The sequence below is a fragment of the Janthinobacterium sp. BJB446 genome (assembly GCF_002735655.1).
In the GTDB taxonomy this organism is placed as follows: domain Bacteria; phylum Pseudomonadota; class Gammaproteobacteria; order Burkholderiales; family Burkholderiaceae_D; genus Janthinobacterium; species Janthinobacterium lividum.
Genome location: NZ_PDZK01000005.1, coordinates 167,152 through 190,123 on the forward strand (window position 1 = coordinate 167,152; position 22,972 = coordinate 190,123).

At 61.2% G+C, this 22,972-nt stretch carries 23 protein-coding genes; 7 read left to right on the forward strand and 16 right to left on the reverse strand.

Annotated features, from left to right (window positions below):
- The first annotated feature begins 495 nt into the window (after window positions 1-495).
- The 4 genes from CSQ92_RS24870 to CSQ92_RS24885 all read left to right on the forward strand — a co-directional run bounded on the left by CSQ92_RS24870 (window position 496) and on the right by CSQ92_RS24885 (window position 7,076).
- Window positions 496-3,303 (forward strand): valine--tRNA ligase, encoded by a 2,808-nt coding sequence (locus CSQ92_RS24870; protein ID WP_099395680.1) that lies wholly within the window; start codon window positions 496-498, stop codon window positions 3,301-3,303.
- Between the two features lie 115 nt (window positions 3,304-3,418).
- A complete protein-coding gene (locus CSQ92_RS24875) occupies window positions 3,419-3,874 on the forward strand; it encodes a DUF2147 domain-containing protein (RefSeq protein WP_034784781.1) in 456 nt (151 codons plus the stop codon).
- Between the two features lie 273 nt (window positions 3,875-4,147).
- A complete protein-coding gene (locus CSQ92_RS24880) occupies window positions 4,148-5,923 on the forward strand; it encodes an ice-binding family protein (RefSeq protein WP_257219346.1) in 1,776 nt (591 codons plus the stop codon).
- Between the two features lie 13 nt (window positions 5,924-5,936).
- On the forward strand, window positions 5,937-7,076 hold the full coding sequence (locus CSQ92_RS24885; RefSeq protein WP_099395725.1) for an OmpA family protein: 1,140 nt from the start codon (window positions 5,937-5,939) through the stop codon (window positions 7,074-7,076).
- Window positions 7,077-7,143: 67 nt separating this feature from the next.
- On the opposite strand, the gene CSQ92_RS24890 is transcribed toward CSQ92_RS24885, so the two are convergent.
- The 11 genes from CSQ92_RS24890 to tyrS form a co-directional block, all read right to left on the reverse strand.
- Entirely contained in the window at window positions 7,144-7,611 is a 468-nt protein-coding gene (locus CSQ92_RS24890; protein ID WP_034785335.1) for a YaiI/YqxD family protein, read from the reverse strand.
- Between the two features lie 32 nt (window positions 7,612-7,643).
- Window positions 7,644-8,699 (reverse strand): Holliday junction branch migration DNA helicase RuvB, encoded by a 1,056-nt coding sequence (gene ruvB / locus CSQ92_RS24895; protein WP_034749202.1) that lies wholly within the window; start codon window positions 8,697-8,699, stop codon window positions 7,644-7,646.
- Between the two features lie 6 nt (window positions 8,700-8,705).
- Window positions 8,706-9,284 carry a Holliday junction branch migration protein RuvA gene (ruvA, locus tag CSQ92_RS24900; protein WP_099395681.1) on the reverse strand — a complete coding sequence of 193 codons (579 nt, stop codon included), beginning with the start codon at window positions 9,282-9,284 and terminating at the stop codon, window positions 8,706-8,708.
- A 42-nt stretch (window positions 9,285-9,326) separates the two neighbouring features.
- Window positions 9,327-9,866: a crossover junction endodeoxyribonuclease RuvC gene (gene ruvC, locus CSQ92_RS24905; RefSeq protein ID WP_034784777.1), complete on the reverse strand. Its 540-nt coding sequence runs from the start codon at window positions 9,864-9,866 to the stop codon at window positions 9,327-9,329.
- Between the two features lie 190 nt (window positions 9,867-10,056).
- Window positions 10,057-11,643, reverse strand: a complete 1,587-nt coding sequence (gene purH, locus CSQ92_RS24910; protein WP_034784775.1) for a bifunctional phosphoribosylaminoimidazolecarboxamide formyltransferase/IMP cyclohydrolase — start codon at window positions 11,641-11,643, stop codon at window positions 10,057-10,059.
- Between the two features lie 96 nt (window positions 11,644-11,739).
- A complete protein-coding gene (locus CSQ92_RS24915; RefSeq protein WP_008445162.1) occupies window positions 11,740-11,973 on the reverse strand; it encodes a helix-turn-helix domain-containing protein in 234 nt (77 codons plus the stop codon).
- A gap of 191 nt (window positions 11,974-12,164) precedes the next feature.
- Entirely contained in the window at window positions 12,165-13,217 is a 1,053-nt protein-coding gene (gene dusB, locus CSQ92_RS24920; protein WP_071653278.1) for a tRNA dihydrouridine synthase DusB, read from the reverse strand.
- A gap of 161 nt (window positions 13,218-13,378) precedes the next feature.
- Window positions 13,379-14,023, reverse strand: coding sequence for a histidine phosphatase family protein (locus CSQ92_RS24925; protein WP_034784771.1), 645 nt, complete (start codon window positions 14,021-14,023; stop codon window positions 13,379-13,381).
- 3 nt (window positions 14,024-14,026) lie between these two features.
- A complete protein-coding gene (locus CSQ92_RS24930) occupies window positions 14,027-14,671 on the reverse strand; it encodes a YbhB/YbcL family Raf kinase inhibitor-like protein (protein ID WP_099395682.1) in 645 nt (214 codons plus the stop codon).
- A 26-nt stretch (window positions 14,672-14,697) separates the two neighbouring features.
- Window positions 14,698-15,147 (reverse strand): D-aminoacyl-tRNA deacylase, encoded by a 450-nt coding sequence (gene dtd, locus CSQ92_RS24935; RefSeq protein ID WP_070253822.1) that lies wholly within the window; start codon window positions 15,145-15,147, stop codon window positions 14,698-14,700.
- The gene (gene tyrS / locus CSQ92_RS24940) at window positions 15,144-16,409 is read right to left on the reverse strand and encodes a tyrosine--tRNA ligase (protein ID WP_070253823.1); all 1,266 of its coding nucleotides are present in this window, start codon (window positions 16,407-16,409) and stop codon (window positions 15,144-15,146) included. The genes dtd and tyrS overlap by 4 nt, the downstream gene beginning before the upstream one ends.
- Before the next feature lie 154 nt (window positions 16,410-16,563).
- Here tyrS and CSQ92_RS24945 point away from each other — a divergent pair, with 154 nt between their 5' ends.
- Together CSQ92_RS24945 and CSQ92_RS24950 are read left to right on the forward strand one after the other, a co-directional pair.
- Window positions 16,564-17,931, forward strand: a complete 1,368-nt coding sequence (locus CSQ92_RS24945; protein WP_034784764.1) for a M23 family metallopeptidase — start codon at window positions 16,564-16,566, stop codon at window positions 17,929-17,931.
- 142 nt (window positions 17,932-18,073) lie between these two features.
- A complete protein-coding gene (locus CSQ92_RS24950) occupies window positions 18,074-19,165 on the forward strand; it encodes an anhydro-N-acetylmuramic acid kinase (protein ID WP_099395726.1) in 1,092 nt (363 codons plus the stop codon).
- Between the two features lie 169 nt (window positions 19,166-19,334).
- Here CSQ92_RS24950 and erpA read toward each other — a convergent pair whose 3' ends face one another.
- The 5 genes from erpA to rplM all read right to left on the reverse strand — a co-directional run bounded on the left by erpA (window position 19,335) and on the right by rplM (window position 22,323).
- Window positions 19,335-19,697 (reverse strand): iron-sulfur cluster insertion protein ErpA, encoded by a 363-nt coding sequence (gene erpA / locus CSQ92_RS24955; RefSeq protein WP_029496047.1) that lies wholly within the window; start codon window positions 19,695-19,697, stop codon window positions 19,335-19,337.
- Between the two features lie 98 nt (window positions 19,698-19,795).
- Window positions 19,796-20,185 carry a bactofilin family protein gene (locus CSQ92_RS24960; protein ID WP_034785332.1) on the reverse strand — a complete coding sequence of 130 codons (390 nt, stop codon included), beginning with the start codon at window positions 20,183-20,185 and terminating at the stop codon, window positions 19,796-19,798.
- Window positions 20,186-20,275: 90 nt separating this feature from the next.
- On the reverse strand, window positions 20,276-21,313 hold the full coding sequence (gene argC, locus CSQ92_RS24965; protein ID WP_034784759.1) for an N-acetyl-gamma-glutamyl-phosphate reductase: 1,038 nt from the start codon (window positions 21,311-21,313) through the stop codon (window positions 20,276-20,278).
- A 179-nt stretch (window positions 21,314-21,492) separates the two neighbouring features.
- Complete coding sequence (gene rpsI, locus CSQ92_RS24970; RefSeq protein WP_010393285.1) at window positions 21,493-21,885, reverse strand: 30S ribosomal protein S9; 393 nt, start codon at window positions 21,883-21,885, stop codon at window positions 21,493-21,495.
- Window positions 21,886-21,894: 9 nt separating this feature from the next.
- On the reverse strand, window positions 21,895-22,323 hold the full coding sequence (rplM, locus tag CSQ92_RS24975) for a 50S ribosomal protein L13 (RefSeq protein ID WP_010393282.1): 429 nt from the start codon (window positions 22,321-22,323) through the stop codon (window positions 21,895-21,897).
- A gap of 225 nt (window positions 22,324-22,548) precedes the next feature.
- On the opposite strand from rplM, the gene CSQ92_RS24980 reads away from it, so the two are divergent.
- Entirely contained in the window at window positions 22,549-22,971 is a 423-nt protein-coding gene (locus CSQ92_RS24980) for an OsmC family protein (protein ID WP_034749235.1), read from the forward strand.
- The last annotated feature ends 1 nt before the right edge of the window (window position 22,972 follow it).

Here is a 22,972-nt window from a genome sequence, read left to right on the forward strand (position 1 = left end):
TCCTTATGCAGGCAAAACCGGGAAAGCGCGCGGCCATGGCATCGCCACAGCGGCCAGGCGCTGTGGAACATGCCGTATCGAAAGACGACGGGCCAGATAACAACATTCCTGGCTAAGCTGTGGCGGCAGCGGCGTGCAATGACGAGCCGCCTTGATTCCGCCGTGAATGGTGCACCGCTGGCGGTGCGCGTGGCTCAGGCGCCCAGCCCGCAGGGGACGCTCTGAAAGTGGCTGGCATCGCAGATGCGCTGGCCGAGTGACGCGGACGAGAGTTGGAGTGAAACTTTGATACAACTGCGCCCGCTGGCGCCGTCCGCAAAGATAGGGCAGGAGGCGCCAAGGCCGGCATTATAACATCGGCAGCGCTTTTATCCCCGTTCTGTTGCCCGTCAACGGCCCGCAAAGCCGCCAAAACACTGAAAAAGGCGGCTTGCCACGCTGCAGGCGATGCCGCGTCATCTATAATGGTTCCTTTTGCCAATCACACGCCAAATCATGGAATTAGCCAAGTCTTTCGAGCCCGCCGACATTGAACAATTCTGGCGCACCGAGTGGGAGCAGCGCGGTTACTTTACCGCCACCCTCGATGCGGGAAAACCTTCCTTCAGCATCCAGTTGCCGCCGCCGAACGTCACCGGCACCCTGCACATGGGCCATGCGTTCAACCAGACCATCATGGATGGCCTGACCCGCTACCACCGCATGCTGGGCCACAACACGGCCTGGATACCCGGCACCGACCACGCGGGCATCGCCACGCAGATCGTCGTGCAACGCCAGCTGGACGCGCAAAAGATTTCGCGCCATGACCTGGGCCGCGAGAAATTCGTGGAAAAAGTGTGGGAATGGAAAGAAAAATCCGGTTCCATCATCACCGGCCAGATGCGCCGCCTGGGCGCCTCGGCCGACTGGCAGCGCGAATACTTCACGATGGACGAGCCGCGCTCGAAAGTCGTCACCGACGTCTTCGTGCGCCTGTTCGAGCAAGGCCTGATCTACCGCGGCAAGCGCCTCGTCAACTGGGACCCCGTGCTGGGCACGGCTGTGTCCGACCTGGAAGTGGTGTCCGAGGAAGAAGACGGTTCCATGTGGTACATCAAGTACCCGCTGGCCGACGGCAGCGGTTTCCTGACGGTGGCCACGACCCGTCCTGAAACCATGCTGGGCGACGTGGCCGTGGCCGTCGATCCGACGGACGAGCGCTACACGGCGCTGGTGGGCAAGATGCTGAAACTGCCGCTGACGGACCGCGAAATCCCCATCATCGCCGACGAATACGTCGACAAGGAATTCGGCACCGGCTGCGTGAAGATTACCCCGGCGCACGACATGAACGATTACGCCGTGGGCCAGCGCCACAAGCTGGCGCAGATCGTCATCCTGACCCTGGACGCGAAGATCACCGACGACGCGCCGGCAGCCTACCGCGGCATGGACCGCTTCGCCGCGCGCAAGCAGATCGTCGCCGACCTCGACGCGCAAGGCTTGCTGGAACAAGTCAAGCCGCACAAGCTGATGGTGCCGCGCGGCGACCGCACGGGCGTCGTCATCGAGCCGATGCTGACGGACCAGTGGTTCGTTGCCATGAGCAAGCCGGCCCCGGAAGGCACCTTCTTCCCAGGCAAGTCGATCGCGGAAACGGCGCTGGACAAGGTCGCCAGCGGCGAAATCAAGTTTGTGCCGGAAAACTGGAGCACCACCTACAACCAATGGCTCAACAACATCCAGGACTGGTGCATCTCGCGCCAGCTGTGGTGGGGCCATCAAATCCCGGCGTGGTACGACGATGCCGGCAATATCTTCGTTGCCAAGACGGAAGCGGAAGCCATCGCCAAGGCGCAGGTCGCCGGCAGCACGGGCCCCTTGAAGCGCGACGACGACGTGCTCGACACGTGGTTCTCGTCGGCGCTCGTACCGTTCTCGACCATGGGTTGGCCGGAAGAAACGCCGGACATGAAAGCCTTCCTGCCATCGTCCGTGCTGGTGACGGGTTTCGACATCATCTTCTTCTGGGTCGCGCGCATGGTCATGATGACGGCGCACTTCACGGGCAAGGTGCCGTTTGAAACCGTCTACGTGCACGGCCTCGTGCGCGATTCGACGGGCCAGAAGATGTCCAAATCGAAGGGCAACACCCTGGACCCGATCGACCTGATCGACGGCATCGACCTGGAAGGCTTGATCGTCAAGCGCACCACGGGCTTGATGAACCCGCGCGACGCGGAAAAGATCACCAAGGCAACGCGCAAGGAATTCCCGGAAGGCATTTCCGCCTACGGCACGGACGCCGTGCGCTTCACCATGGCCAGCTATGCATCGCTGGGCCGCAACATCAATTTCGACCTGGGCCGCTGCGAAGGCTACCGCAACTTCTGCAACAAGATGTGGAACGCCACCCGTTTCGTCATGATGAATACGGAAGGCAAGGACTGCACGCCGAATGACGCCGACCTGTCGCAAGCGGACAAGTGGATCATCTCGCTGCTGCAAAAAGCGGAACTGGACGTGGCCAAGGGCTTTGAAGATTTCCGTTTCGACAATATCGCCGCCACCATCTACAAATTCGTGTGGGACGAGTATTGCGACTGGTACTTGGAAGTCGCGAAAGTCCAAGTGCAACAGGGCACGGAAGGCCAGCAGCGTGCCACCCGCCACACCCTGCTGCGCGTGCTGGAAGTCGTGCTGCGCCTGGCCCATCCGATCATCCCGTTCGTCACGGAAGCGTTGTGGCAGACGGTGGCGCCGCTGGCCGGCAAGACGCTCAAGCCAGAGGGTGATTCCATCATGATGCAGCCGTATCCGATCGCCAACACCGACAAGATCGATGAAAGCGCGGAAGCGTGGATGCAGCAGCTGAAAGCCTTGACGGACGCAACGCGCAACCTGCGCGGCGAAATGCAGATCTCGCCTTCCGTACGCGTGCCGCTGATCGTCGAAGCGGGCAATGCCACGGAAAAAGCCGCGCTGGTGTCGTACGCACCGTACATCCAGTCGCTGGGCAAGCTGGCTGAAGTGCAGATCGTCGATGCGCTGCCGGACTCGCCAGCGGCCGTCGCCATCGTCGGCACCACCAAGCTGATGCTGAAAGTGGAAATCGACGTGGCCGCCGAGCGCGAGCGCCTGGGCAAGGAAATCGCCCGCATCGAAGCGGAAATTGCCAAGGTCAACAGCAAGTTGGGCAATGAAAGCTTTGTTGCGCGCGCCCCTGCCGCCATCGTTGCGCAAGAAAACGAGCGTTTGCTCAGTTTTTCGGCGACAATTGAAAAACTGCGCGAACAGTTTGCTAAACTAGCCAGCGCATAAGGCAAGTTTGGAAGGATTGCGCGGCGTCATCTCCTGACGCCGCGCAGCACTGCTGGTCTTGCCTTGGTATCTATACTGTTTCGTAACAGATCAAAAAAACCACAGGAGACTAGCGATGCATAAACTATTCAAAGCAAGCGTACTGGTGGCCGCCCTGGCCATCGCCGGCAGCGCCACCGCGCGCGACGGCAACTACACCCCCGTCGGCACGTGGAAAACCATCGATGACGCCAGCGGCAAGCCGAAATCCCTCGTTGTCATCACGGAAAACAATGGTGTCTTGCAAGGCAAGATCGAAAAGCTGTTCCGTGGCCCGAATGAAGATCAAAATCCCAAGTGCGACAAGTGCACGGGCGCCAACAAGGACCAGCCCATCATCGGCCTGGTGATCCTGTCCGGCCTGAAATATGACGGCAAGGAATGGACAGGCGGCGAAATCACGGACCCGGCCAGCGGCAAGGTCTACAAGAGCAAGGCAGAATTGACGGAAGGCGGCACCAAGCTGCAAGTGCGCGGCTATGTCGGCGTGCCGATGTTTGGCCGCTCGCAAACGTGGGTGCGCGAAGAGTAAGCAACCGCCCCGTCCTGTCGAAGCCGGCCCTGCGCCGGCTTTTTTGTGCCTGCTTTCCGCACACGGCCGTTGTTTTTCAGGCCGAATCGTTCCCTTTTGAACCCATTCCCCGTCAAAGACAAGCTAAGCGCGCCAGCGCACATACCTTCAGTTTCCTAAATGAAATAGTGCATGCCTGTGACGCCATCGCCCTGTAGCGAAAGGCGGCATGGCTCTGCCGGATGACCTCATCCGCGGATGCCCGGCAATGACTGCCATGCACAAAGGAATTATATGAATCTCTTCAAGCGATATCTGAACCCGCTGCTCGTCTCGGCAGGTCTGCTGGCCATGGCCGCCCTGGCCGGCTGTGGCGGCGGCGACCAGGGACGCGATCCCATCCTCGGCTTGCCGGCTGCCACCTTGTCCAGCCTGGTCGTCACGCCAGCCACGGCCACGGTCGCGATCGGCGCGGGCCAGCAATTCACGGCCATCGCCACGTATAGCGACGGCTCTTCGCAAGACGTCAGCGCCAAGTCGGCCTGGACGTCGGCCACGCCAGCCAGTGCGACAGTCAATGGCGCCACAGGCTTGAGCACCGGCATCGCTGCCGGCGGCAGCAGCATCAGCGCCGCGTTCGGCGGCAAGAGCGCGGCGGCCCAGCTGACCGTCTCGCCGGCCACCTTGACGGCGATCGCCATCACGCCGCTCACGCCATCCATCGCCATCGCCGCAACACAGCAATTCACGGTGAGCGGCAGCTTCAGCGACGGCGCCACGCGCGACGTCACGGCCGTGTCGACCTTTGCTTCGGCCAGCCCTACCACGGCCAGCATCGCCGCTGGCGGCTTGGCGCTGGGTAAGGTTGCCGGCACGACACAGATCACGGCTACCACGGGCACCTTGACAGCCAGCACCGTGCTGACCGTCACGCCAGCGACCCTGCTGGCTATCGCCGTCACGCCGCAAAACCCCGTCATCCCGGCCGCCGCGACGCGCCAGCTGGCCGTCCTTGCCACGTATTCGGATGGCAGCAGCGTGGACGTCACGACCGGCAGCACCTTCGTTTCGGTCACGCCCGCCTCGGCCACCGTCGCCAGCGGCGGCCTCGTCACCGGCGTTGCCTTTGGTACCAGCGTCATGAATGCCAGCTTCAACGGCAAGACGGCCAGCACCACCGTGACCGTACCTGCCCTCACCCTGGTCAGCATCGCCGTCACGCCAGCCACAGCCAGCATCGCTGTTGGTGCCCAACAGCAATTCATTGCCACCGCAACGTATTCGGACAGCTCGAACGCCATCGTCACCAACAGCGCCGCCTGGACGTCGGGCACCGTTGCCAACGCCAGCGTACTGAACACGGGCGTCGCCACCGGCATCGCCGCCGGCACCAGCAGCATCACGGCCACGGCCGGCGGCCAGTCGGGCAGCGCATTGCTGACGGTCACGGCCGTCGCCATCCCGCCCGTCCTCAATCCGATCATCCTGGGCCGCGCGGCGCCGTTCGGCGTACTGGCCGGCACCTCGATCACGAACAACTCGGGCGGCACCACCCTGATCACGGGCGACGTCGGCGCGCCTTCGCAGACCACCGATCCGACCCAGGCGGCCGGCTTTACCAACTACAAGTCGGGCGCCATCCTGGCCGGCGCCATGACGGATTTGCAAGCGGCGATCACGGACGGCAATAGCCGGACTTGCGACGTCACCTTTGCCGGCGGCATCGACCTCGGTGGCCAGACCTTCGGCCCCGGCGTGTATTGCTATGCCGGTGCCATCAGCATTACCGGTACGCTGACACTGAACGGTCCCGGCGTGTACATCTTCCGCACGGCGCTGACCCTGGACTCGACCGTCAATTCGGTAGTTGCCCTGAATAACGGCGCCACGGCCGACAACGTCAGCTGGCTGCCTGTCGGCCCGACCACCCTGGCCGCGAACAGCGTCTTCAAGGGCAATATCCTGGGCCAGTCGGCTGCCATCACGGTGGGCGACAACACGACCCTGCTCAATGGCCGCGTGCTGACGGCTGCCGCCGTTACCCTGCGCAACAACCAGATCACCAAATAATCGGGACATGACGATGACTATCGCACACACACTGGGCGCCCTGAGCGTCATGGCCGGCGCCTTGCTGGCGGCGCAATCGGCGCAGGCGCAGGACAACACTTTCATCAACCCGGACTGGGCCAACAGCGCCTGGTACATCGGCGCGGGCGTGGGCCAGTCGCGCGCCACCATCGACGAACCGCGCCTGCGCGCCAGCCTGGCCGCCAACGGCGAAACCGTCACCGGCTTCAGCAAGGACCAGCGCGACACCGGCTATAAGCTGTTTGTCGGCCGCCAACTGAACCAGTATGTCGCCGTGGAAGCGGGCTACTTTGACCTGGGCAAGTTCGATTTCAAGTCGACCACCAGCGGCAACGGCGTGCTCAACGGACAAGCGGCGTTTCGCGGCGTGAACCTGGACCTGCTGGGCCAGCTGCCGCTGTCGCAGCGCCTGTCGTTGCTGGGCCGTGTCGGCATGCACTACACCAAGACCAACACGGAGTTCAGCGGTAACCGCCTGCTCGGTTCGACCAATACCCATGCCAGCGAGCGCAAACTCAATGCCAAGCTGGGCCTCGGCCTGGAATACAAGTTCAGCGAAGCGCTGGCCCTGCGCGGCGAACTCGAGCGTTATCGCTTGAACGATGCCGTCGGCAACCGCGGCGATGCGGACCTGTATTCCGTCAGCCTCGTGTATAAACTGGGCCGCCCGGCCAGCGCCACGCCCGCCTACCAGCCGGCGCCCGAAGTCGCGCCTGTCGTCGCCATGCCGGCACCTGTCATCGTGGCCGCACCGGCGCCTGTCCCTGTAGCGGAAAAAGTGTCGTTTGCCTCCGAAGCGCTGTTTGATTTCGATCAATCGACACTCAAGCCGCAAGGCAAGGCGGCACTGGACCAGCTGCTCGGTCAATTGACGGGCATGGATCTGGAAGTCATCGTCACGGTCGGCCATACGGATGCCGTCGGTTCCGACGCCTACAACCAGAAACTGTCGCAGCGCCGCGCCGAAGCCGTCAAAGCCTATCTGGTGGCGCAAGGCGTGGAAACGAGCCGCGTCTACACGGAAGGCAAGGGAGAAACGCAACCGGTGGCCGACAACACGAGTGCCGCCGGCCGCGCCAAGAACCGCCGCGTGACGGTGGAAGTGGTAGGCACGCGCAAAGTTGCACGCTAAGTTGCATGCACATAAAAAAACCGGCTTGCGCCGGTTTTTTTTCGTCCACGTTTTTTTCGTCCACCGCTTACTGCGCCGGGGCCGGCTTGCGGTGATGCTTGCTCAGATGCCGGTCCAGGCTATTGGCAAACTGTTGCCGGTCGGACTGGCTGAAGGCGGCCGGACCGCCCGTGTCGACGCCGCCGCTGCGCAATTCTTCCATGAAAGCGCGCATCGTCAGTTGCTGGGCGATATTGTCCTTCGTGTAAAACTCGCCGCGCGGGTTCAGCGCAAAACCGCCCTTGCTCAGCACGTCGGCAGCCAGCGGGATGTCACCCGTGATGACGAGATCGCCGGGATTCAACAGGCGCACGATTTCCTGGTCGGCCACGTCCGCGCCGGACGGCACTTGCACGGTGCGGATGAAACGCGAGGGCGGCACGCGCAAACCCTGGTTGGCGACCAGGGTGAGCGGCAATTCCAGGCGGTCGGCCACGCGATACAGGATTTCCTTGATGACAACGGGACACGCATCAGCGTCGATCCATATCTGCATGCCCGGCGTGGTCTGCTGGCTGCCTTCCGCCATCACAGTTCCCACGCTTCGCCGCCCGGGCCCATGCGCGGGGCGCTGACGCCAAAGTGCAGGTACGCGGCCGGCGTGGCGACGCGGCCACGGGGCGTGCGCTGCAGGAAACCTTGCTGTATCAGATACGGTTCCAGCACATCTTCGATGGTATCGGCCGCTTCGCCGATGGCTGCCGCCAGATTCCCAATGCCGACGGGGCCGCCGCCGAACTTGAACAGCACGGCTTCGAGCAGCTTGCGGTCCATCACGTCGAAACCGGCGGAATCGACATCGAGCATGGCCAGCGCGCGGTCGGCCACCACCTTGGTGATCTCGCCATTGCTTTTGACTTCCGCGAAATCGCGCACGCGGCGCAGCAGGCGGTTGGCGATGCGGGGCGTGCCGCGCGCGCGCTGGGCGATCTCGTGCGCGCCTTCCGGGTCGATCGGCGCTTTCAGCAAGGCCGCGCTGCGCGTGACGATCTTCGTCAATTCGCCCGTGTTATAAAACTCCAGGCGCGCGACGATGCCGAAGCGGTCGCGCAGCGGATTGGTCAGCATGCCCGCGCGCGTGGTGGCGCCCACCAATGTAAACGGTTGCAGGTCGAGTTTCACGGAGCGGGCGGCCGGGCCTTCGCCGATCATGATATCGATCTGATAATCCTCAAGCGCCGGATACAAAATCTCTTCCACGACGGGCGACAGCCGGTGGATTTCATCGATGAACAGGACGTCGTTCGCTTCCAGGTTCGTCAGGATCGCCGCCAGGTCGCCCGGGCGCTCCAGCACGGGGCCGGAGGTCTGGCGCAGATTGACGCCCATTTCGCGCGCGATGATGTGTGCCAGGGTCGTCTTGCCCAGGCCCGGCGGGCCGAACAGCAAGGTGTGGTCGAGCGCTTCCTTGCGCTGGCGTGCGGCCGTAATAAAAATTTCCAGCTGGTCGCGGATCTTTTCCTGCCCCACATACTCGTCGAGCTGTTTGGGGCGCAAGGCCCGTTCGATGGCCTCTTCGTTGTGCGAGATGGGCGCCGCGTCGATGATGCGCTGTTCCGTGAAGCTGTCGGTCTGGATGCTCATGCCTTATCAGCCTTTCGACAGCGCTTTCAGCGCCAGTTTGATGCCTTCCGACACGCCGCTGCCAGCCGGCACGTTTTTCACGGCGGCCAGCGCTTCCTTGTCCGAATAGCCGAGCGCCACCAGTGCGTTCAAAATGTCCGATTGGGCGTCCGGCGCCGCATGCGCGCCGCCGGCGCCGATATCGGCACCCAGCTTGTCCTTCAATTCCAGCAGCAGGCGCTCGGCCGTTTTCTTGCCGATGCCCGGCACTTTCACGAGGCGGCCGGAATCCTGCAGGGTGATGGCTTGCGCCAGGTCGGCTATCGTCATGCCCGAGAGGATCGACAAGGCCATGCGCGCGCCCACGCCCGTGATCTTGATCAACTGGCGGAACACGGCACGCTCGGCCGCATTGCCGAAGCCAAACAGCAGATGCGCATCTTCGCGGATGGCCTGGTGCGTGAACAGCACGACTTTTTCGCCCACGTGGGGCAGGTTGTAAAAGGTGCTCATCGGCACGTCGACTTCATAGCCGACGCCCTGGCAATCGACCAGCAATTGTGGTGGATTCTTTTCAAGCAAAATACCGGAGAGACGGCCTATCATCGCGTGTTCCTAATGTTGTGTATATATATGAGGGCCATGCAGCTATCCCACTAAACGGCCGCGCTTCATGCGCAGCCCCTGCAGCTGGGGCGCCAGCGCGCCGATCATGGCCAGCGCATCGATGCTGTTGGCGTGGCAAATGGCCACGCCCAGGGCATCGGCCGCATCCGTGCCGGGCAAGCCGGGCAAGGACAGCAGCCGCGACACCATTTCCTGCACCTGCTCCTTGGCCGCCTTGCCGTGGCCCGTGACAGCCTGCTTCACTTGCAGCGCCGTGTACTCGGCCACCGACAGGTCGGCATGGACGAGCGCGCAAATGGCCGCGCCGCGCGCCTGGCCCAGCAGCAAGGTCGATTGGGGATTGACGTTGACAAACACTTTCTCGATGGCCGCGCAATCGGGCTGGTAGGTGCCGACGATTTCGCTCACGCCCTGCAGGATGACCTTCAGGCGCGGCGGCAATTCCCCTTCGGAACCTGTCTTGACGGTACCCGACGCGATATAGCGCAGCTTGTTGCCGTGTTTTTCAATGACCCCAAAGCCGGTCGTGCGCAGGCCAGGATCGATGCCAAGAATAATCATCGCCAGATTCTATAATGAATACGGCAGGCACCGGTGAATAACCGGTGCCTGCCGTTTAACCACCTTCAAAGAAGGTGGGATAAACCGTAGCGAGCGGCGATGCGGCGTGGCCGAGAAGCGCAACTGTGCTGTAGCACAGTGAGCATCGCAGGCCGCGCCGCGCGCCGCGCAGTAGGTTTAGACCGCCTTCTTAATGACGGAAGTGACGCGTGCCCGTGTAAAGCATCACGACGCCGCGCTCGTCCGCCGCATCGATCACTTCCTGGTCGCGCATGGAGCCGCCCGGGTGGATGACGCAGGTTGCGCCCGCGTCGACGACAACGTCGAGGCCGTCGCGGAACGGGAAGAAGGCGTCCGACGCCACGACGGAACCCGTCAGCGACAGGCCGGCGTTGTGCGCCTTGATGGAAGCGATGCGGGCCGAGTCGATACGGCTCATCTGGCCAGCGCCCACGCCCAGGGTCATGTTATTGCCGCAGAAGACGATGGCGTTCGACTTGACGAATTTCGCCACTTTCCAGGCGAACATCAGGTCGGCCAGTTGCTGCGGCGTAGGCTGCAGCTTGCTGACCACGCGCAAGTCGCCGATACCGACGTTTTTCGCGTCCGGCGATTGCACCAGCAAGCCGCCACCGACGCGCTTGAAGTCCATGGCGTGCACGCCGCTGCCCAGCGGGATTTCCAGCATGCGCACGTTTTGCTTGCTCGACAGAATCTGTTTCGCTTCTGCGGAGAACGACGGGGCGATCAGCACTTCGACGAACAGCTTGGCGATTTCGCCGGCCGTGGCGCCATCCAGTTCGGTATTAAACGCGATGATGCCGCCGAATGCCGAGGTCGGGTCCGTCTGCAGGGCGCGCGCATACGCTTCCGCCGCATTCTTGCCCAGGGCGACGCCGCATGGATTCGCGTGCTTGACGATGACGCAGGCGGCGCTTTGCTCGAAACCGCCCATGCTCTTCACACATTCCCAGGCAGCATCGGCGTCGGCGATGTTGTTATACGACAATTCCTTGCCTTGCAGCTGGCGGTAGTTGGCCAGCGCGCCATCGGTGGTGACCAGGTCGCGGTAGAAGGCGGCACTCTGGTGCGGGTTTTCACCGTAGCGCATGTCTTGCACTTTCTCAAATGCAACGTTGAGGATTTGAGGGTAAGCGCCGCGCTCGGCGTGCACTTTCGTCGGGCCCAGGCTGGTCAGGTAGTTGGTGATGGCGCCATCGTATTGCGCCGTGTGCGCAAAGACTTTTTTCGCCAGCATGAACTTGGTATCGTAGCTGACGTCGCCTGCCTTGCCGTCGGCCGCACGCATTTCCGCCAGCACCACGTCATAGTCGGTCGGGTCGCAGATGACAACCACGTCCTTGTGGTTCTTGGCTGCCGAACGCAGCATGGTCGGGCCACCGATATCGATATTTTCGATCGCATCTTCCAGGGTGCAATCGGCCTTGGCGACCGTGCCCTGGAACGGGTACAGGTTGACCACCACCATGTCGATGGTCGGCATGTCGTGCTCGACCAGTTTCGACATGTGCTCAGGGAAATCGCGGCGCGCCAGGATCCCGCCGTGCACTTTCGGGTGCAGGGTCTTCACACGGCCATCGAGCATCTCCGGGAAACCCGTGTAATCGGCAACTTCCGTGACAGGAACACCGTTGTCAGCCAGCAATTTGGCAGTGCCGCCCGTGGACAGGAGGTTGACACCGAGGGCGGACAGGGCGCGGGCGAATTCGAGAACGCCGGTCTTGTCGGAAACGGAGAGGAGAGCTTGTTTGATCATGGCTGTGGCTAGGTGGTTAAGTGTTCTTGGCGAATGGCGCAGGCCCGGTGCCGGGCTGCGGCGGATTCAAATCTTGGCGTCACTTGCATGCCGGCATTACAGCAAACCGTGCTCCTGCAATTTCTTACGCAGGGTATTGCGGTTGATGCCCAGCATCTGCGCGGCGTGCGACTGGTTGCCATCGGCGCGTGTCATCACGACTTCCAGGATGGGCTTTTCCACGGTCAGCACGACCATGTCATAGATATTCGATGCTTGCTGTTCGCCCAGGTCATTGAAGTAATCTTCTAGACTTTTCTGTACGACTTCCTGAATGCTTTCTTTGCTCATTTTTATGCTTCAACCGGCTGAACACCTGGCAATCCGGCGCCGCGCCGCCCATGCGGTCCGCGTGCTGCCCTCTTGCCTCGGTGTTGTAATTAATATTGCATGACGCTCTGTATAGGCGCTCGCCCTTGTACTGCTTATCACTCTTGCTTGTCACTATTGCTTATAACTTATATCACTGCCTTGCTATCTACTCATGCTGCCGTGGCCACAGGTTTGATCACATCGATCAGGCCACTTTCACTGGATTCGGAGAGGCGGTATTGTAACCGTTCGCCAAATTTCCATTGCGACTCAAAAAATTGATCGACGGCCAGCAATTGCGCATCCGTCGATTCCAGCAAGTTCATTTGCTGGCGGAACGCTTCGCCGCCTTCCAGATCCTTGACATACCAGCCGATGTGCTTGCGTGCCGTGCGCACGCCGAGGAATTCGCCATAAAACGCGTAATGGGCGCGCAAATGCTCGTCCATCAGGGTGCGCACTTCATCCACGTACGGCGCCGGCAGCAAGGTGCCCGTGCGCAGGAAATGGTCGATTTCACGGCAAATCCACGGCCGACCCTGCGCCGCACGGCCGATCATGACGGCATCGGCGCCCGTTTGATCCAGCACAAAGCGGGCCTTTTCAGGACTGGTAATGTCGCCGTTAGCCACCACGGGGATGCCCACCGATGCTTTCACGGCGGCAATCGTTTCATATTCGGCATCGCCCTTGTAGCCATCGGCGCGCGTGCGGCCGTGCAAAGTCAGCATCTGGATGCCGGCTTGCTCGGCGATGCGGGCGATGGTCAGGGCATTCTTGTTGGAACGGTTCCAGCCCGTGCGGAATTTCAGGGTGACGGGCACATCGACGGCATTGACGACGGCGTGCAAGATCTTTTCGACGAGGCTTTCATCTTGCAACAGAGCCGAACCGCACCAGCTGTTGCACACTTTTTTGACGGGGCAACCCATGTTGATGTCGATGATCTGCGCGCCCCGGTCCACATTGAACTTGGCGCAGTCGGCCAGGTCTTGCGGATCGGCGCCGGCGATCTGCACGGCCTTCGGCTCCATTTCGCCTTCGTGGTCCGTGCGGCGCGAGCTTTTTTCCGTCGCCCACAGGCGCGGATTCGACGCCGCCATTTCCGACACGGCGTAGCCGGCACCCAACTGCTTGCACAACTGGCGGAAAGGCCGATCCGTCACACCCGCCATGGGAGCGACGAAAACGTTGTTGCGCAGAATGTGAGGGCCGATTTGCACTGAAGAACCTGGAATGGACGGAGGAACCTGCTATTTTAACCGATTCCCTGCCTAATTAATAAGCACTATTTTTTTGCTTCAGTGCGCTTGGGCGGGCGCCGCGCTTGTGCAGTACAGCAAAACAGGGGCTCGGCGAGCCCGTCCGTCGGTTCGCCCGGCTCTTAGCCCAGCTCGTCCATCGCGGGCGCGCTCAAGTGTTCGATATTTCCCCAATGCACCAAATGCAGCTTGCCGTCCGCGTAAGAAAAGCGGTTGACGCTGGCATTTTTGACCTGGAAGTCGCGCGGACTGTCGAGCGTCATGCCGACCGCCTCGCGGTAGGCGCATTCGAGCACGCCGCCGTGGGCGACGATGGCGATCGTCTGGCCGTCATATTTCCCGGCCCAGCGGGCGATGGCGCCGTTCGCGCGCGCATAGAACTGGCGGAAACTTTCGGCCTGGCGCTCGCCCGACGGCATCACGGCATCGATCTGGCGCGATTGCCACTGTGCATATTCGTGCGGATAGCGCGCGGCGATGTCCGCATACAGCAAGCCTTCGAAGGCGCCATAGCAGCGCTCGCGCAGCAAGGAATCCGTTTGCACAGGTAAATCCTTCACGTCGGCCACGGCTTGCGCCGTCTGCTGCGCGCGCTGCAGATCGCTGGCGATGATGGCGGCCAGCGGTTCGTCCGCCAACGCCTGCCCCAGCGCCCCCGCTTGCGCCAGGCCCGCCTCGTTCAGGGCGATGTCGATATGGCCCTGCAGGCGGCGGCCCGCATTCCAGGCCGTCTCGCCATGGCGTATCAGTAAAATCGTGGTGCTCATGCTTTATTTCTTCAGGGTAAGTGCCAACTCGGGATGGAGCGAGTAGGCGACGACGAGCTGGGCTTCGTCGAGGATGTGGCCGTACAGGGCGGCGTGGGCTTGCTGCCCCGTGAAACGCTCGGGCAGCGCCAGGCGCGGCACGTCGAGCGCGTACAGGCGAAAAATATAATGGTGGATGCGCTCGTCATTCCACGGCGGGCACGGGCCATCATAGCCGTAATAGTCCCCGGCCATGGCGGCGTCGCCGGCAAACCAGGCCGTATAGTCGTTGAGGCCCTGGCGCAGTGGCAACGCACCGCCGCTGGCGGCAGGCTTGCCGCGCGGCGTGATGCCGCTGGAAAACTCACCGGCGGCAATAACCCGCATGGCCAGGGGAATATCAAGCAAGCTCCAGTGATAAAAGTCGCCGCGCGGCGCCGTCAGCGGCAGCGATTGGTCATCGCGGTTGGCCAGGCTGGCGTCTTGCGGCGCATCGGGGTCGATGCAGAACAGGGCCAGCGACTCGGTGCCGTTGGGCACCTCGTCCCAGGCCAGATGAGGATTGCGGTTGCCGGCCAGCCGCACGCGGCTGGCCGGATCGATCTCGGCAAAGGCATGGTCGGCCGGCATCAGGCCGCCATCACGAAACGTCTCGCTCCACAATTTCATCGCTTGCTCCTCTTTATATTTTTTAGTTATTGCTTTGCGTTTACTTGCAGCCAGAAGGTGACGGGCCCGTCGTTCGTCAGCGACACCTGCATGTCGGCGCCGAACTGTCCCGTTTGCACGGTCGCGTGGCGGCTGCGCGCCTGGTCCACGAAATGCGTGAACAGGCGCAAGCCATCCTGCGGCGCGGCCGCCGGCGTAAACGACGGGCGCGTGCCGGACTTGGTGTCGGCAGCCAGCGTAAACTGCGGCACCAGCAGCAAGCCGCCGGCCACGTCCGTCACGCTGCGGTTCATCTTGCCCGCCTCGTCGGCAAACACGCGATAGCCCAGCAGTTTTATAAGCAGGGCGTCCGCTTCCTTCTCCGTATCGCCCCGCTCCGCGCACACGAGCACCATCAGGCCGGCATCGATGGCGCCGATAGTGGCGCCGGCCACGTCGACCTTGGCCTGCGTAACGCGCTGCAGCAGCGCGATCATGCCGTCAAGGTGACGCGCGCAAAGCTGCGCTTGCCAACTTGCAACACGAACTGGCCAGCCGCCACTTGCAAGCCCTTGTCGCTGATGACGGTGCCGTCGATGCGCACGCCGCCCTGGTCGATCTTGCGCATGGCTTCCGACGCCGATGGGCACAGGCCCGCCTGTTTCAGCAATTGCGGGATGCCCAGCGGTGCGCCAGCCAGCGTCACTTCCGGGATATCGTCGGGGATGCCGCCCTTCGAGCGGTTGACGAAGTCGGCCAGCGCCTCTTCCGCCGCCTGCTGCGAGTGGAAGCGGGCAACGATCTCTTGCGCCAACGCAACTTTGGCATCGCGCGGATTGCGGCCTTCCTCGACTTCGCGCTTCAGCTGGGCCAGTTCGGCGATCGAGCGCCACGACAGCAACTCGTAGTAGCGCCACATCATGACGTCGGAAATGCTCATCAGCTTGGCGAACATGGTGTTGCCCGGTTCCGTGATGCCGATGTAGTTATTCTTCGACTTGGACATTTTTTCCACGCCGTCCAAACCTTCCAGCAGAGGCATGGTCAAAATACACTGCTGCTCCTGTCCGTACTGCTTTTGCAGTTCGCGGCCCACCAGCAGGTTGAACTTCTGGTCCGTGCCGCCCAGTTCCAGGTCCGACTTCAGGGCCACCGAATCGTAGCCCTGCATCAGCGGGTACAGGAATTCATGCACGGAAATAGGAATGCCACCCTGGAAGCGCTTGGTGAAATCGTCGCGCTCGATCATGCGCGCCACCGTGTAGTGGGAAGCGAGCTGGATGATGCCGCGCGCGCCCAGCGGATCGCACCACTCGGAGTTATAGCGGATTTCGGTCTTGCTGGCGTCCAGCACCAAAGATGCTTGCGCGAAATACGTCATCGCGTTAATCTCGATCTGTTCCTTGGTCAACGGCGGGCGCGTGACGTTGCGGCCCGAAGGGTCGCCGATCATGGACGTGAAGTCGCCGATGAGGAAAATGACTTGATGGCCGAGGTTTTGCAGCTGGCGCATCTTGTTCAGCACGACAGTGTGGCCCAGATGCAAGTCGGGTGCAGTCGGGTCCAGGCCCAGTTTGATGCGCAGCGGAACACCGGTTTTCTCGGAGCGGGCTAATTTTTGCGCAAATTCGCTTTCGATCAAGAGTTCGTCGACGCCACGCTTGGTAATCGCGAGGGCTTCTTGTACTCTGTCCGACAGCGGAAGCGCGGTCTGAGCGGCGTTAGCCTTTGTAGGCGATGCGGTGGTGTTGATTTCCATAAAATTTGACTGTAGATCTCAAAATGGTAGTAGGTTTGCGGAGTTTGCTATAATGCTCGATCCCATCAATCTTGCCGTATGAAAACGAACCAAAATAACAATAACAAAGAGCATTAGTTCAGGTCACGTTCAAGGGCAAATTTTAACTGATTGCATGAACCCTATACATAAAATCACAGGCTCACGCTTGTACACACAGCTGACGACGACACGCAAGGCACGTATTATCGGTGCCTCCGCAGTGCTGCTCGCCGTGGCCGCCTTCGGCGCGGTCGCTGTGTCGCCCATGGCGCCCGACGCATCGGACTTACCGGTCACGTCCATCGCCCAGAACCTGGAAATGCCTGATCTCGCCTCGCAAATTTCCGCGATGGAACAGGTAGACCAGAATTTCACCCACGAAGAAAAAGTCCGCGCTGGCGATACCCTCGCCACCCTGCTGACCCGTCTCGGCGTGGATGATGCGGCGGCCGCCAATTTCATCAAAACCGACAAGATCGCGCGCGGCGTGATGTTGCTGAAATCGGGCAAGCGCGTGCAAGCGCAAACGTCCGAAAACGGCGACCTCAACTGGATGCGCGCCACGCTCGTCGACGGCACGGACAAATCGGTCAAGAACATCCTGATCACCCGCAAGGGCGACAAGTTCGTGGCCACGGAAGTAGCTGCCCAGCTGGAACGCCGCGTTGAAATGCACGCGCGCAAGATTACTTCCACCCTGTTCGCCGCCACCGACTCCAGCCTGGACGGCACCCGCCTGCCAGATTCGATTTCCGCGCAAATCGTGGAAATGTTCTCCACCAATATCGACTTCCGCTCCGACCTGAAACGCGGCGACTCGTTTAATGTTGTCTACGAAACATTCTGGCAAGATGGCGAATTTGTCCGAGCGGGCCGCATCCTGGCCGGTGAATTCACCAACCGCGGCACGACTTACCAGTCCGTTTGGTTCGAAGACCCAGCCAGCAAGCAAGGCGGCGGTTACTACAGTTTCGACGGCAAGTCCCTCAAAAAAGCCTTCCTGAAATCCCCCCTCGAATTCTCCCGCATCTCGTCCGGCTTCTCCATGCGCGTGCACCCGATTTCCGGCAACTGGAAAGCGCACAAGGGCATCGATTTCGCTGCAGCAACCGGCACCCCTATCCGCGCTTCGGGCGATGGCGTGGTCGATTCCGTCGGCAGCCAAAACGGCTATGGCAATGTTGTTGTCCTGAAACACTGGGCCAACTATTCCACCGCCTACGCGCACATGAGCCGCTTCGCTTCGGGCCTGAAAAAAGGTCAAAAAGTCAGCCAGGGCGATGTGATCGGCTACGTCGGCACCACCGGCTGGTCGACCGGCGCCCATTTGCACTATGAATTCCGCGTCGGCGGCGTGGCACAGGATCCAAGCAAGCTGAACGTACAAGCCCAGGCGCCGTTGACGGCCGCCGAGCTGAGCCGTTTCCGCATGGTGTCGGCCGACATGATGCACCGCTTCACCCTGCTGCGTCCGAACGACACGGCACTGGCTGCGCGCTAAGCAACACTGCCTTCGGGCAACATATAAAGAAAGGCACCGCCCATGCAAATGGCCGGTGCCTTTGTTTTTCCCCGTGCGCTTCTGCGGCCGGCACAAATGCGGCACAATGCACCTCACCACTTACGCATTCAAGGAATACCCCATGCTGTATATCGGTTTAATGTCAGGCACCAGTCTCGATGGCGTCGACGGTGCGCTGGTCGACTTTTCCGACGAGGGCACGCGCAGCCTGGGCGACGCGTACATTCCCTTTCCCGCCAGCCTGCGCGCCGACCTGATGGCGCTGCAAAGTGCGGGCCAGAATGAAATCGAACGCGAAGCGCTGGCGGCAAACGGACTCGTGCGCCATTACGCCGATTGCGTCGCCATGCTTCTGAGCAACGCGGGTATCGGCCCGGACGCCATCGCCGCCATCGGTGCGCATGGCCAGACCATCCGCCACCGCCCGGAGCTGGGCTTTACGCGTCAGCTGAACAACCCGGCCCTGCTGGCCGAACTGACGGGCATCGACGTCATCGCCGACTTGCGCAGCCGCGACGTGGCGGCCGGCGGCCAGGGCGCGCCGCTGGTGCCCGCCTTCCACCAGGCCATCTTCAATCTGCCGGGCCACACGCGCGTGCTGGCCAATATCGGCGGCATCAGCAATATCAGCGTGCTGCACGCGGATGGCACGGTGACGGGCTACGACACGGGTCCCGGCAATGCATTGATGGATGGCTGGGTCTTGCAGCACCTGGGCCAGCCCTACGACGCCGACGGCGCCTGGGCCGCCACGGGCCAGGTCATCCCTGCCCTGCTGGCGGATTTGCTCAACGATCCCTATTTTGACTTGCCTGCGCCGAAAAGCACGGGACGCGACCTGTTCCATGCCGACTGGCTGGGCGCCAAGCTGGCCAGCTATCCGCAAGCCAGGCCAGCCGACGTGCAGGCGACCCTGACCCAGCTGACGGCGGCCAGCCTGGCGCACGCCATCCTGCGCGACGGCGCACGGGCGGAAACCGTGTATGTGTGTGGCGGCGGCGCGCAGAACGCCAGCCTGATGGCGGCGCTGGCCCGTGAATTGCCGGGCATGGCGGTGGAATCGACGGCAGCATTGGGCGTGGCGCCCAGCCAGGTCGAGGCCTTGGCGTTCGCCTGGCTGGCCTGGCGTTTTAACCAGCGCAAGCCGGGCAACTTGCCGGCCGTGACGGGTGCGCAGGGCTTACGCGTACTGGGCGCGCTGTATCCGCGCTGAGCCGGCGTAGAAACACAAATAGCGGATCGAAGATCCGCTATTGTCTTGCTTGCCCAACATTTTTACAAGCGTGCCTGAAAAATGTTCAGGGCAAGGCGCATGGGCGCAGACAGTACGACTAGTACGGCAAGCCCATGCAACGCCGCCATGGACGTTTTCTCAGGTGCGCTTAAACGGAGAACGAGGAACCGCAACCGCAGGTGGAGGTCGCAGTTGGGTTTTTGATCACGAACTGCGCGCCTTCCAGGTCATCCTTGTAGTCGATTTCCGCGCCGACCAGGTACTGGTAGCTCATGGAGTCGATCAACAGCTGGACGCCGTTCTTGACCATGGTGGTGTCATCTTCGTTGACGATTTCATCGAAGGTGAAGCCATACTGGAAACCGGAGCAGCCGCCACCCTGCACGAATACGCGCAATTTCAGGTCGGGATTGCCTTCTTCTTCGATCAGCTGCGCGACTTTTTCGGCGGCGCTATCGGTAAAGATAATAGGGGAAGGGATCACATCTTGCATTTCAGCGACGGCATTCATATCAGGCACTCCTACTAGAAAACATTAAGTCATTATAGACTGTTGGCGCAACTCGCGCTGCGGCCGCCGCTGATGCGGCTGGACGGTGTTGTTCCTGCTCACATTTCCGATACGGCCAGGTGCAGCACGGGGTCGGCGCTGTCGTGGCGACTCAGCTTGCCTTGCACCAATGCGCCGCTGTGCATTTCCAGCACTTTGTAATAGACCTCTCCTACAATGCGGGCTTTTGGCTGGATTTCAAGCATTTCCGACACATACACGGGGCCATTGATCTCGCCGCTGACGACCAGGCTCGAACAGCGCACTTCGCCATCGATGCGGCCCGCCTCGCCCAGCACCACATACGTGGGCTCGCCCGGCTCGCCCGTGACGTTGCCGCGCACATGGCCATCGATGCGCAAGCCGCCGCAAAACAGCAAGTCGCCCTCGATCCGCGTGGAAGCGCCGATCAGGGTGTCGATGGGGTTTTTCGCATTGCGCTCGAACATGAACGTCATCCTGTCGGGGTACGTGGCAGTCCAATTTATCACAGGTCCGGCAAAAAGGCGCCGGACCCGCGCAAGCAGCGGCGCCGATAATTACGGCAGCAGGGCGATGTGTTGCAAACCGGCCGTTTCTTTCAAGCCAAACATCAAGTTCATGCACTGCACGGCCTGGCCCGACGCGCCCTTGACCAGATTGTCCTGCACCACCAGCACGATGACGGTATTGCCGCCTTCGGGACGGTGCAAGGCCAGGCGCAGCATGTTCGAGCCGCGCGTGGAGCGGGTTTCCGGGTGCGCGCCGAACGGCATCACGTCGACGAAAGGCTCATCCTTGTATTGCTCTTCAAACAAGGATTGCAATTCTTCATTGCTGACATCCTTGTTCAGCTGCGCGTACAGGGTCGAATGCATGCCGCGGATCATCGGCACCAGGTGCGGCGTGAAGGTCAGCGCCACTTTCTCATCCGTGAAACGCTGCAATTGCGCCGTCGTTTCCGGCAGGTGGCGGTGGCCGGCCACGCCGTAGGCCTTGAAACTGTCGCTGCTTTCCGAGAACAGGATGCCGATTTCCGCCTTGCGGCCGGCGCCCGACACGCCCGACTTGCAGTCGGCGATCAAGCCGCCCGCGTTGACCAGGCCCGCCTTGAGCAGCGGGTAAAAGCCCAGCTGCATGGTGGTCGGGTAGCAACCGGGGTTGGCGATCAGCTTGGCTTGCTTGATGTCTTCCCGGTTCAGTTCCGGCAAGCCATACACGGCCTGTTCGATCAGCTCGGGAGCCGTATGGGGAATCTTGTACCACTGCTCGAACTTGGCCTGGTCTTTCAGGCGGAAATCGGCAGCCAGGTCGATGACTTTCACGCCGGCGGCCAGCAAGGCTGGCGCTTGCGCCATAGCAACACCATGCGGAGTGGCAAAGAAGACCACGTCGCACTGTTCCAGATTCGCCTTGTCCGGCGAGGAAAACGCCAGTTTCACATGGCCGCGCAGGGAAGGATACATGTCAGCAACGGGCAAGCCATCTTCCTTGCGCGAAGTAATCGCCGTCAACTCGACATCTGGATGGGTAGCGAGCAAGCGCAGCAACTCCACGCCCGTGTATCCAGTGCCGCCGACGATGCCAACTTTGATCATGTTCTTTCCTTGTGTATAGATTGCATAAGATTGCATAAAGAAGAGGGGAAACGCTCCCCCTGCGGGTTTTCGCGTATTTTACAGCGCAACGGCGCATCCCGCTGAAATGCAAAAAAGCCGCGGGACCGAAGTCCAGCGGCTTTTCGACCAGCACCCCGGAAGGTGCCGTAGCGTAGAAATTAACGCTTCGAGAATTGCTTTGCGCGACGTGCTTTGCGCAGACCAACTTTTTTACGCTCGACTTCACGTGCATCGCGGGTAACGAAGCCGGCTTTGGCCAGTTCCGGTTTCAACGCTGCATCGTAGTCGATCAGAGCGCGGGTGATGCCGTGACGAACTGCACCAGCCTGGCCCGACTCACCGCCGCCATGGACGTTGACTTTGATGTCGAAACGCTCGACATTGCCGGTCAGTTCCAGTGGTTGACGGATGACCATCAGACCCGTTTCGCGCGAAAAGTATTCGTTTGCTGGTTTGCCGTTAACAACGATCAAGCCTGTGCCAACTTTGATAAAAACCCGAGCCACTGCACTTTTGCGACGGCCGGTTCCATAATTGTAATTACCGATCATGTCAGTTCCTTAGAGAACAAGTGCTTTAGGTTGCTGAGCAGCGTGCGGATGGGAACCTTCCGCGTACACTTTCAGCTTCTTGATCATTGCGTAGCCGAGTGGGCCTTTAGGCAGCATGCCTTTGACCGCTTTCTCAAGCGCGCGACCTGGAAAACGCTGTTGCATTTTCTGGAAGTTGGTTTCGTAGATGCCGCCTGGATAGCCAGAGTGACGGTAGTAAATTTTCTCAGTAGCTTTGGTACCGGTCACACGCAGTTTGCCTGCGTTGATGACGACGATGAAGTCGCCGGTATCGACGTGAGGAGTAAATTCTGGTTTGTGTTTGCCGCGCAGTCGGAGTGCCACTTCGCTGGCAACACGTCCGAGGACTTTGTCCGTCGCGTCAACCACGAACCAATCGCGCTGGACTTCATGTCCTTTAGCGGAAAATGTTTTCATGTTGACTTCCTAATAGATTACACGCTCAAATGGTGGTTCCGACTATGCTGCCGTGCGGACTCTGCCTTATTTACTTTTCCTGAGCGAACGGAAAGCCGACAAGTATAAGCGGCTTTGCCTTGCCGCGTCAAGCCGCAATCGAGGCCGGCTGCGGGCCGGCGGGCGGCACATGGACAGGCATTCCTCTATTACAATACAAAACGCTTACAATTTTCGGAGAGTACGATGGAATGCAAAGTCAGCTGGAATGGCCCGTCGGGCATGAGTTTTCGGGCAGAAACGGGTTCCGGCCACCTGGTGACCATGGATGGCGCGCCCGATGGCGGCGGCCACAACCTGGCGCCACGCCCCATGGAAATGGTCTTGCTGGGCACGGGCGGCTGCACCGCCTATGACGTGGTGCTGATCCTGAAACGCGGGCGCGAAGCCGTCAGCGGCTGCGAAGTGACCCTGAAGGCCGACCGCGCCGACACCGACCCGAAAGTATTTACCAAGATCCACTTCCACTTCACCGTGCGGGGCAAGGCCCTGAAACCGACGGCCGTGGAACGGGCCGTGGCCTTGTCGCATGACAAATACTGCTCGGCGTCGATCATGCTTGCGAAAACGGCCGAGATTACCCATTCCTTCGAGATTATCGAAGAGTAGG

Excerpts from the sequence above, each read along its gene's own strand:
- argC (WP_034784759.1), bottom strand. The coding sequence starts at position 21,313 with ATGATCAAAGTTGGCATCGTCGGCGGCACTGGATACACGGGCGTGGAG.
- erpA (WP_029496047.1), bottom strand. The coding sequence starts at position 19,697 with ATGAATGCCGTCGCTGAAATGCAAGATGTGATCCCTTCCCCTATTATC.
- CSQ92_RS24960 (WP_034785332.1), bottom strand. The coding sequence starts at position 20,185 with ATGTTCGAGCGCAATGCGAAAAACCCCATCGACACCCTGATCGGCGCT.
- CSQ92_RS24950 (WP_099395726.1), top strand. The coding sequence starts at position 18,074 with ATGCTGTATATCGGTTTAATGTCAGGCACCAGTCTCGATGGCGTCGAC.
- CSQ92_RS24925 (WP_034784771.1), bottom strand. The coding sequence starts at position 14,023 with ATGAGCACCACGATTTTACTGATACGCCATGGCGAGACGGCCTGGAAT.
- ruvC (WP_034784777.1), bottom strand. The coding sequence starts at position 9,866 with ATGATTATTCTTGGCATCGATCCTGGCCTGCGCACGACCGGCTTTGGG.
- rplM (WP_010393282.1), bottom strand. The coding sequence starts at position 22,323 with ATGAAAACATTTTCCGCTAAAGGACATGAAGTCCAGCGCGATTGGTTC.
- CSQ92_RS24980 (WP_034749235.1), top strand. The coding sequence starts at position 22,549 with ATGGAATGCAAAGTCAGCTGGAATGGCCCGTCGGGCATGAGTTTTCGG.
- CSQ92_RS24890 (WP_034785335.1), bottom strand. The coding sequence starts at position 7,611 with ATGCAGATATGGATCGACGCTGATGCGTGTCCCGTTGTCATCAAGGAA.
- ruvA (WP_099395681.1), bottom strand. The coding sequence starts at position 9,284 with ATGATAGGCCGTCTCTCCGGTATTTTGCTTGAAAAGAATCCACCACAA.
- CSQ92_RS24870 (WP_099395680.1), top strand. The coding sequence starts at position 496 with ATGGAATTAGCCAAGTCTTTCGAGCCCGCCGACATTGAACAATTCTGG.
- CSQ92_RS24915 (WP_008445162.1), bottom strand. The coding sequence starts at position 11,973 with ATGAGCAAAGAAAGCATTCAGGAAGTCGTACAGAAAAGTCTAGAAGAT.
- CSQ92_RS24930 (WP_099395682.1), bottom strand. The coding sequence starts at position 14,671 with ATGAAATTGTGGAGCGAGACGTTTCGTGATGGCGGCCTGATGCCGGCC.
- purH (WP_034784775.1), bottom strand. The coding sequence starts at position 11,643 with ATGATCAAACAAGCTCTCCTCTCCGTTTCCGACAAGACCGGCGTTCTC.
- CSQ92_RS24880 (WP_257219346.1), top strand. The coding sequence starts at position 4,148 with ATGAATCTCTTCAAGCGATATCTGAACCCGCTGCTCGTCTCGGCAGGT.
- CSQ92_RS24875 (WP_034784781.1), top strand. The coding sequence starts at position 3,419 with ATGCATAAACTATTCAAAGCAAGCGTACTGGTGGCCGCCCTGGCCATC.
- CSQ92_RS24945 (WP_034784764.1), top strand. The coding sequence starts at position 16,564 with ATGAACCCTATACATAAAATCACAGGCTCACGCTTGTACACACAGCTG.
- tyrS (WP_070253823.1), bottom strand. The coding sequence starts at position 16,409 with ATGGAAATCAACACCACCGCATCGCCTACAAAGGCTAACGCCGCTCAG.
- ruvB (WP_034749202.1), bottom strand. The coding sequence starts at position 8,699 with ATGAGCATCCAGACCGACAGCTTCACGGAACAGCGCATCATCGACGCG.
- dtd (WP_070253822.1), bottom strand. The coding sequence starts at position 15,147 with ATGATCGCGCTGCTGCAGCGCGTTACGCAGGCCAAGGTCGACGTGGCC.
- CSQ92_RS24885 (WP_099395725.1), top strand. The coding sequence starts at position 5,937 with ATGACTATCGCACACACACTGGGCGCCCTGAGCGTCATGGCCGGCGCC.
- rpsI (WP_010393285.1), bottom strand. The coding sequence starts at position 21,885 with ATGATCGGTAATTACAATTATGGAACCGGCCGTCGCAAAAGTGCAGTG.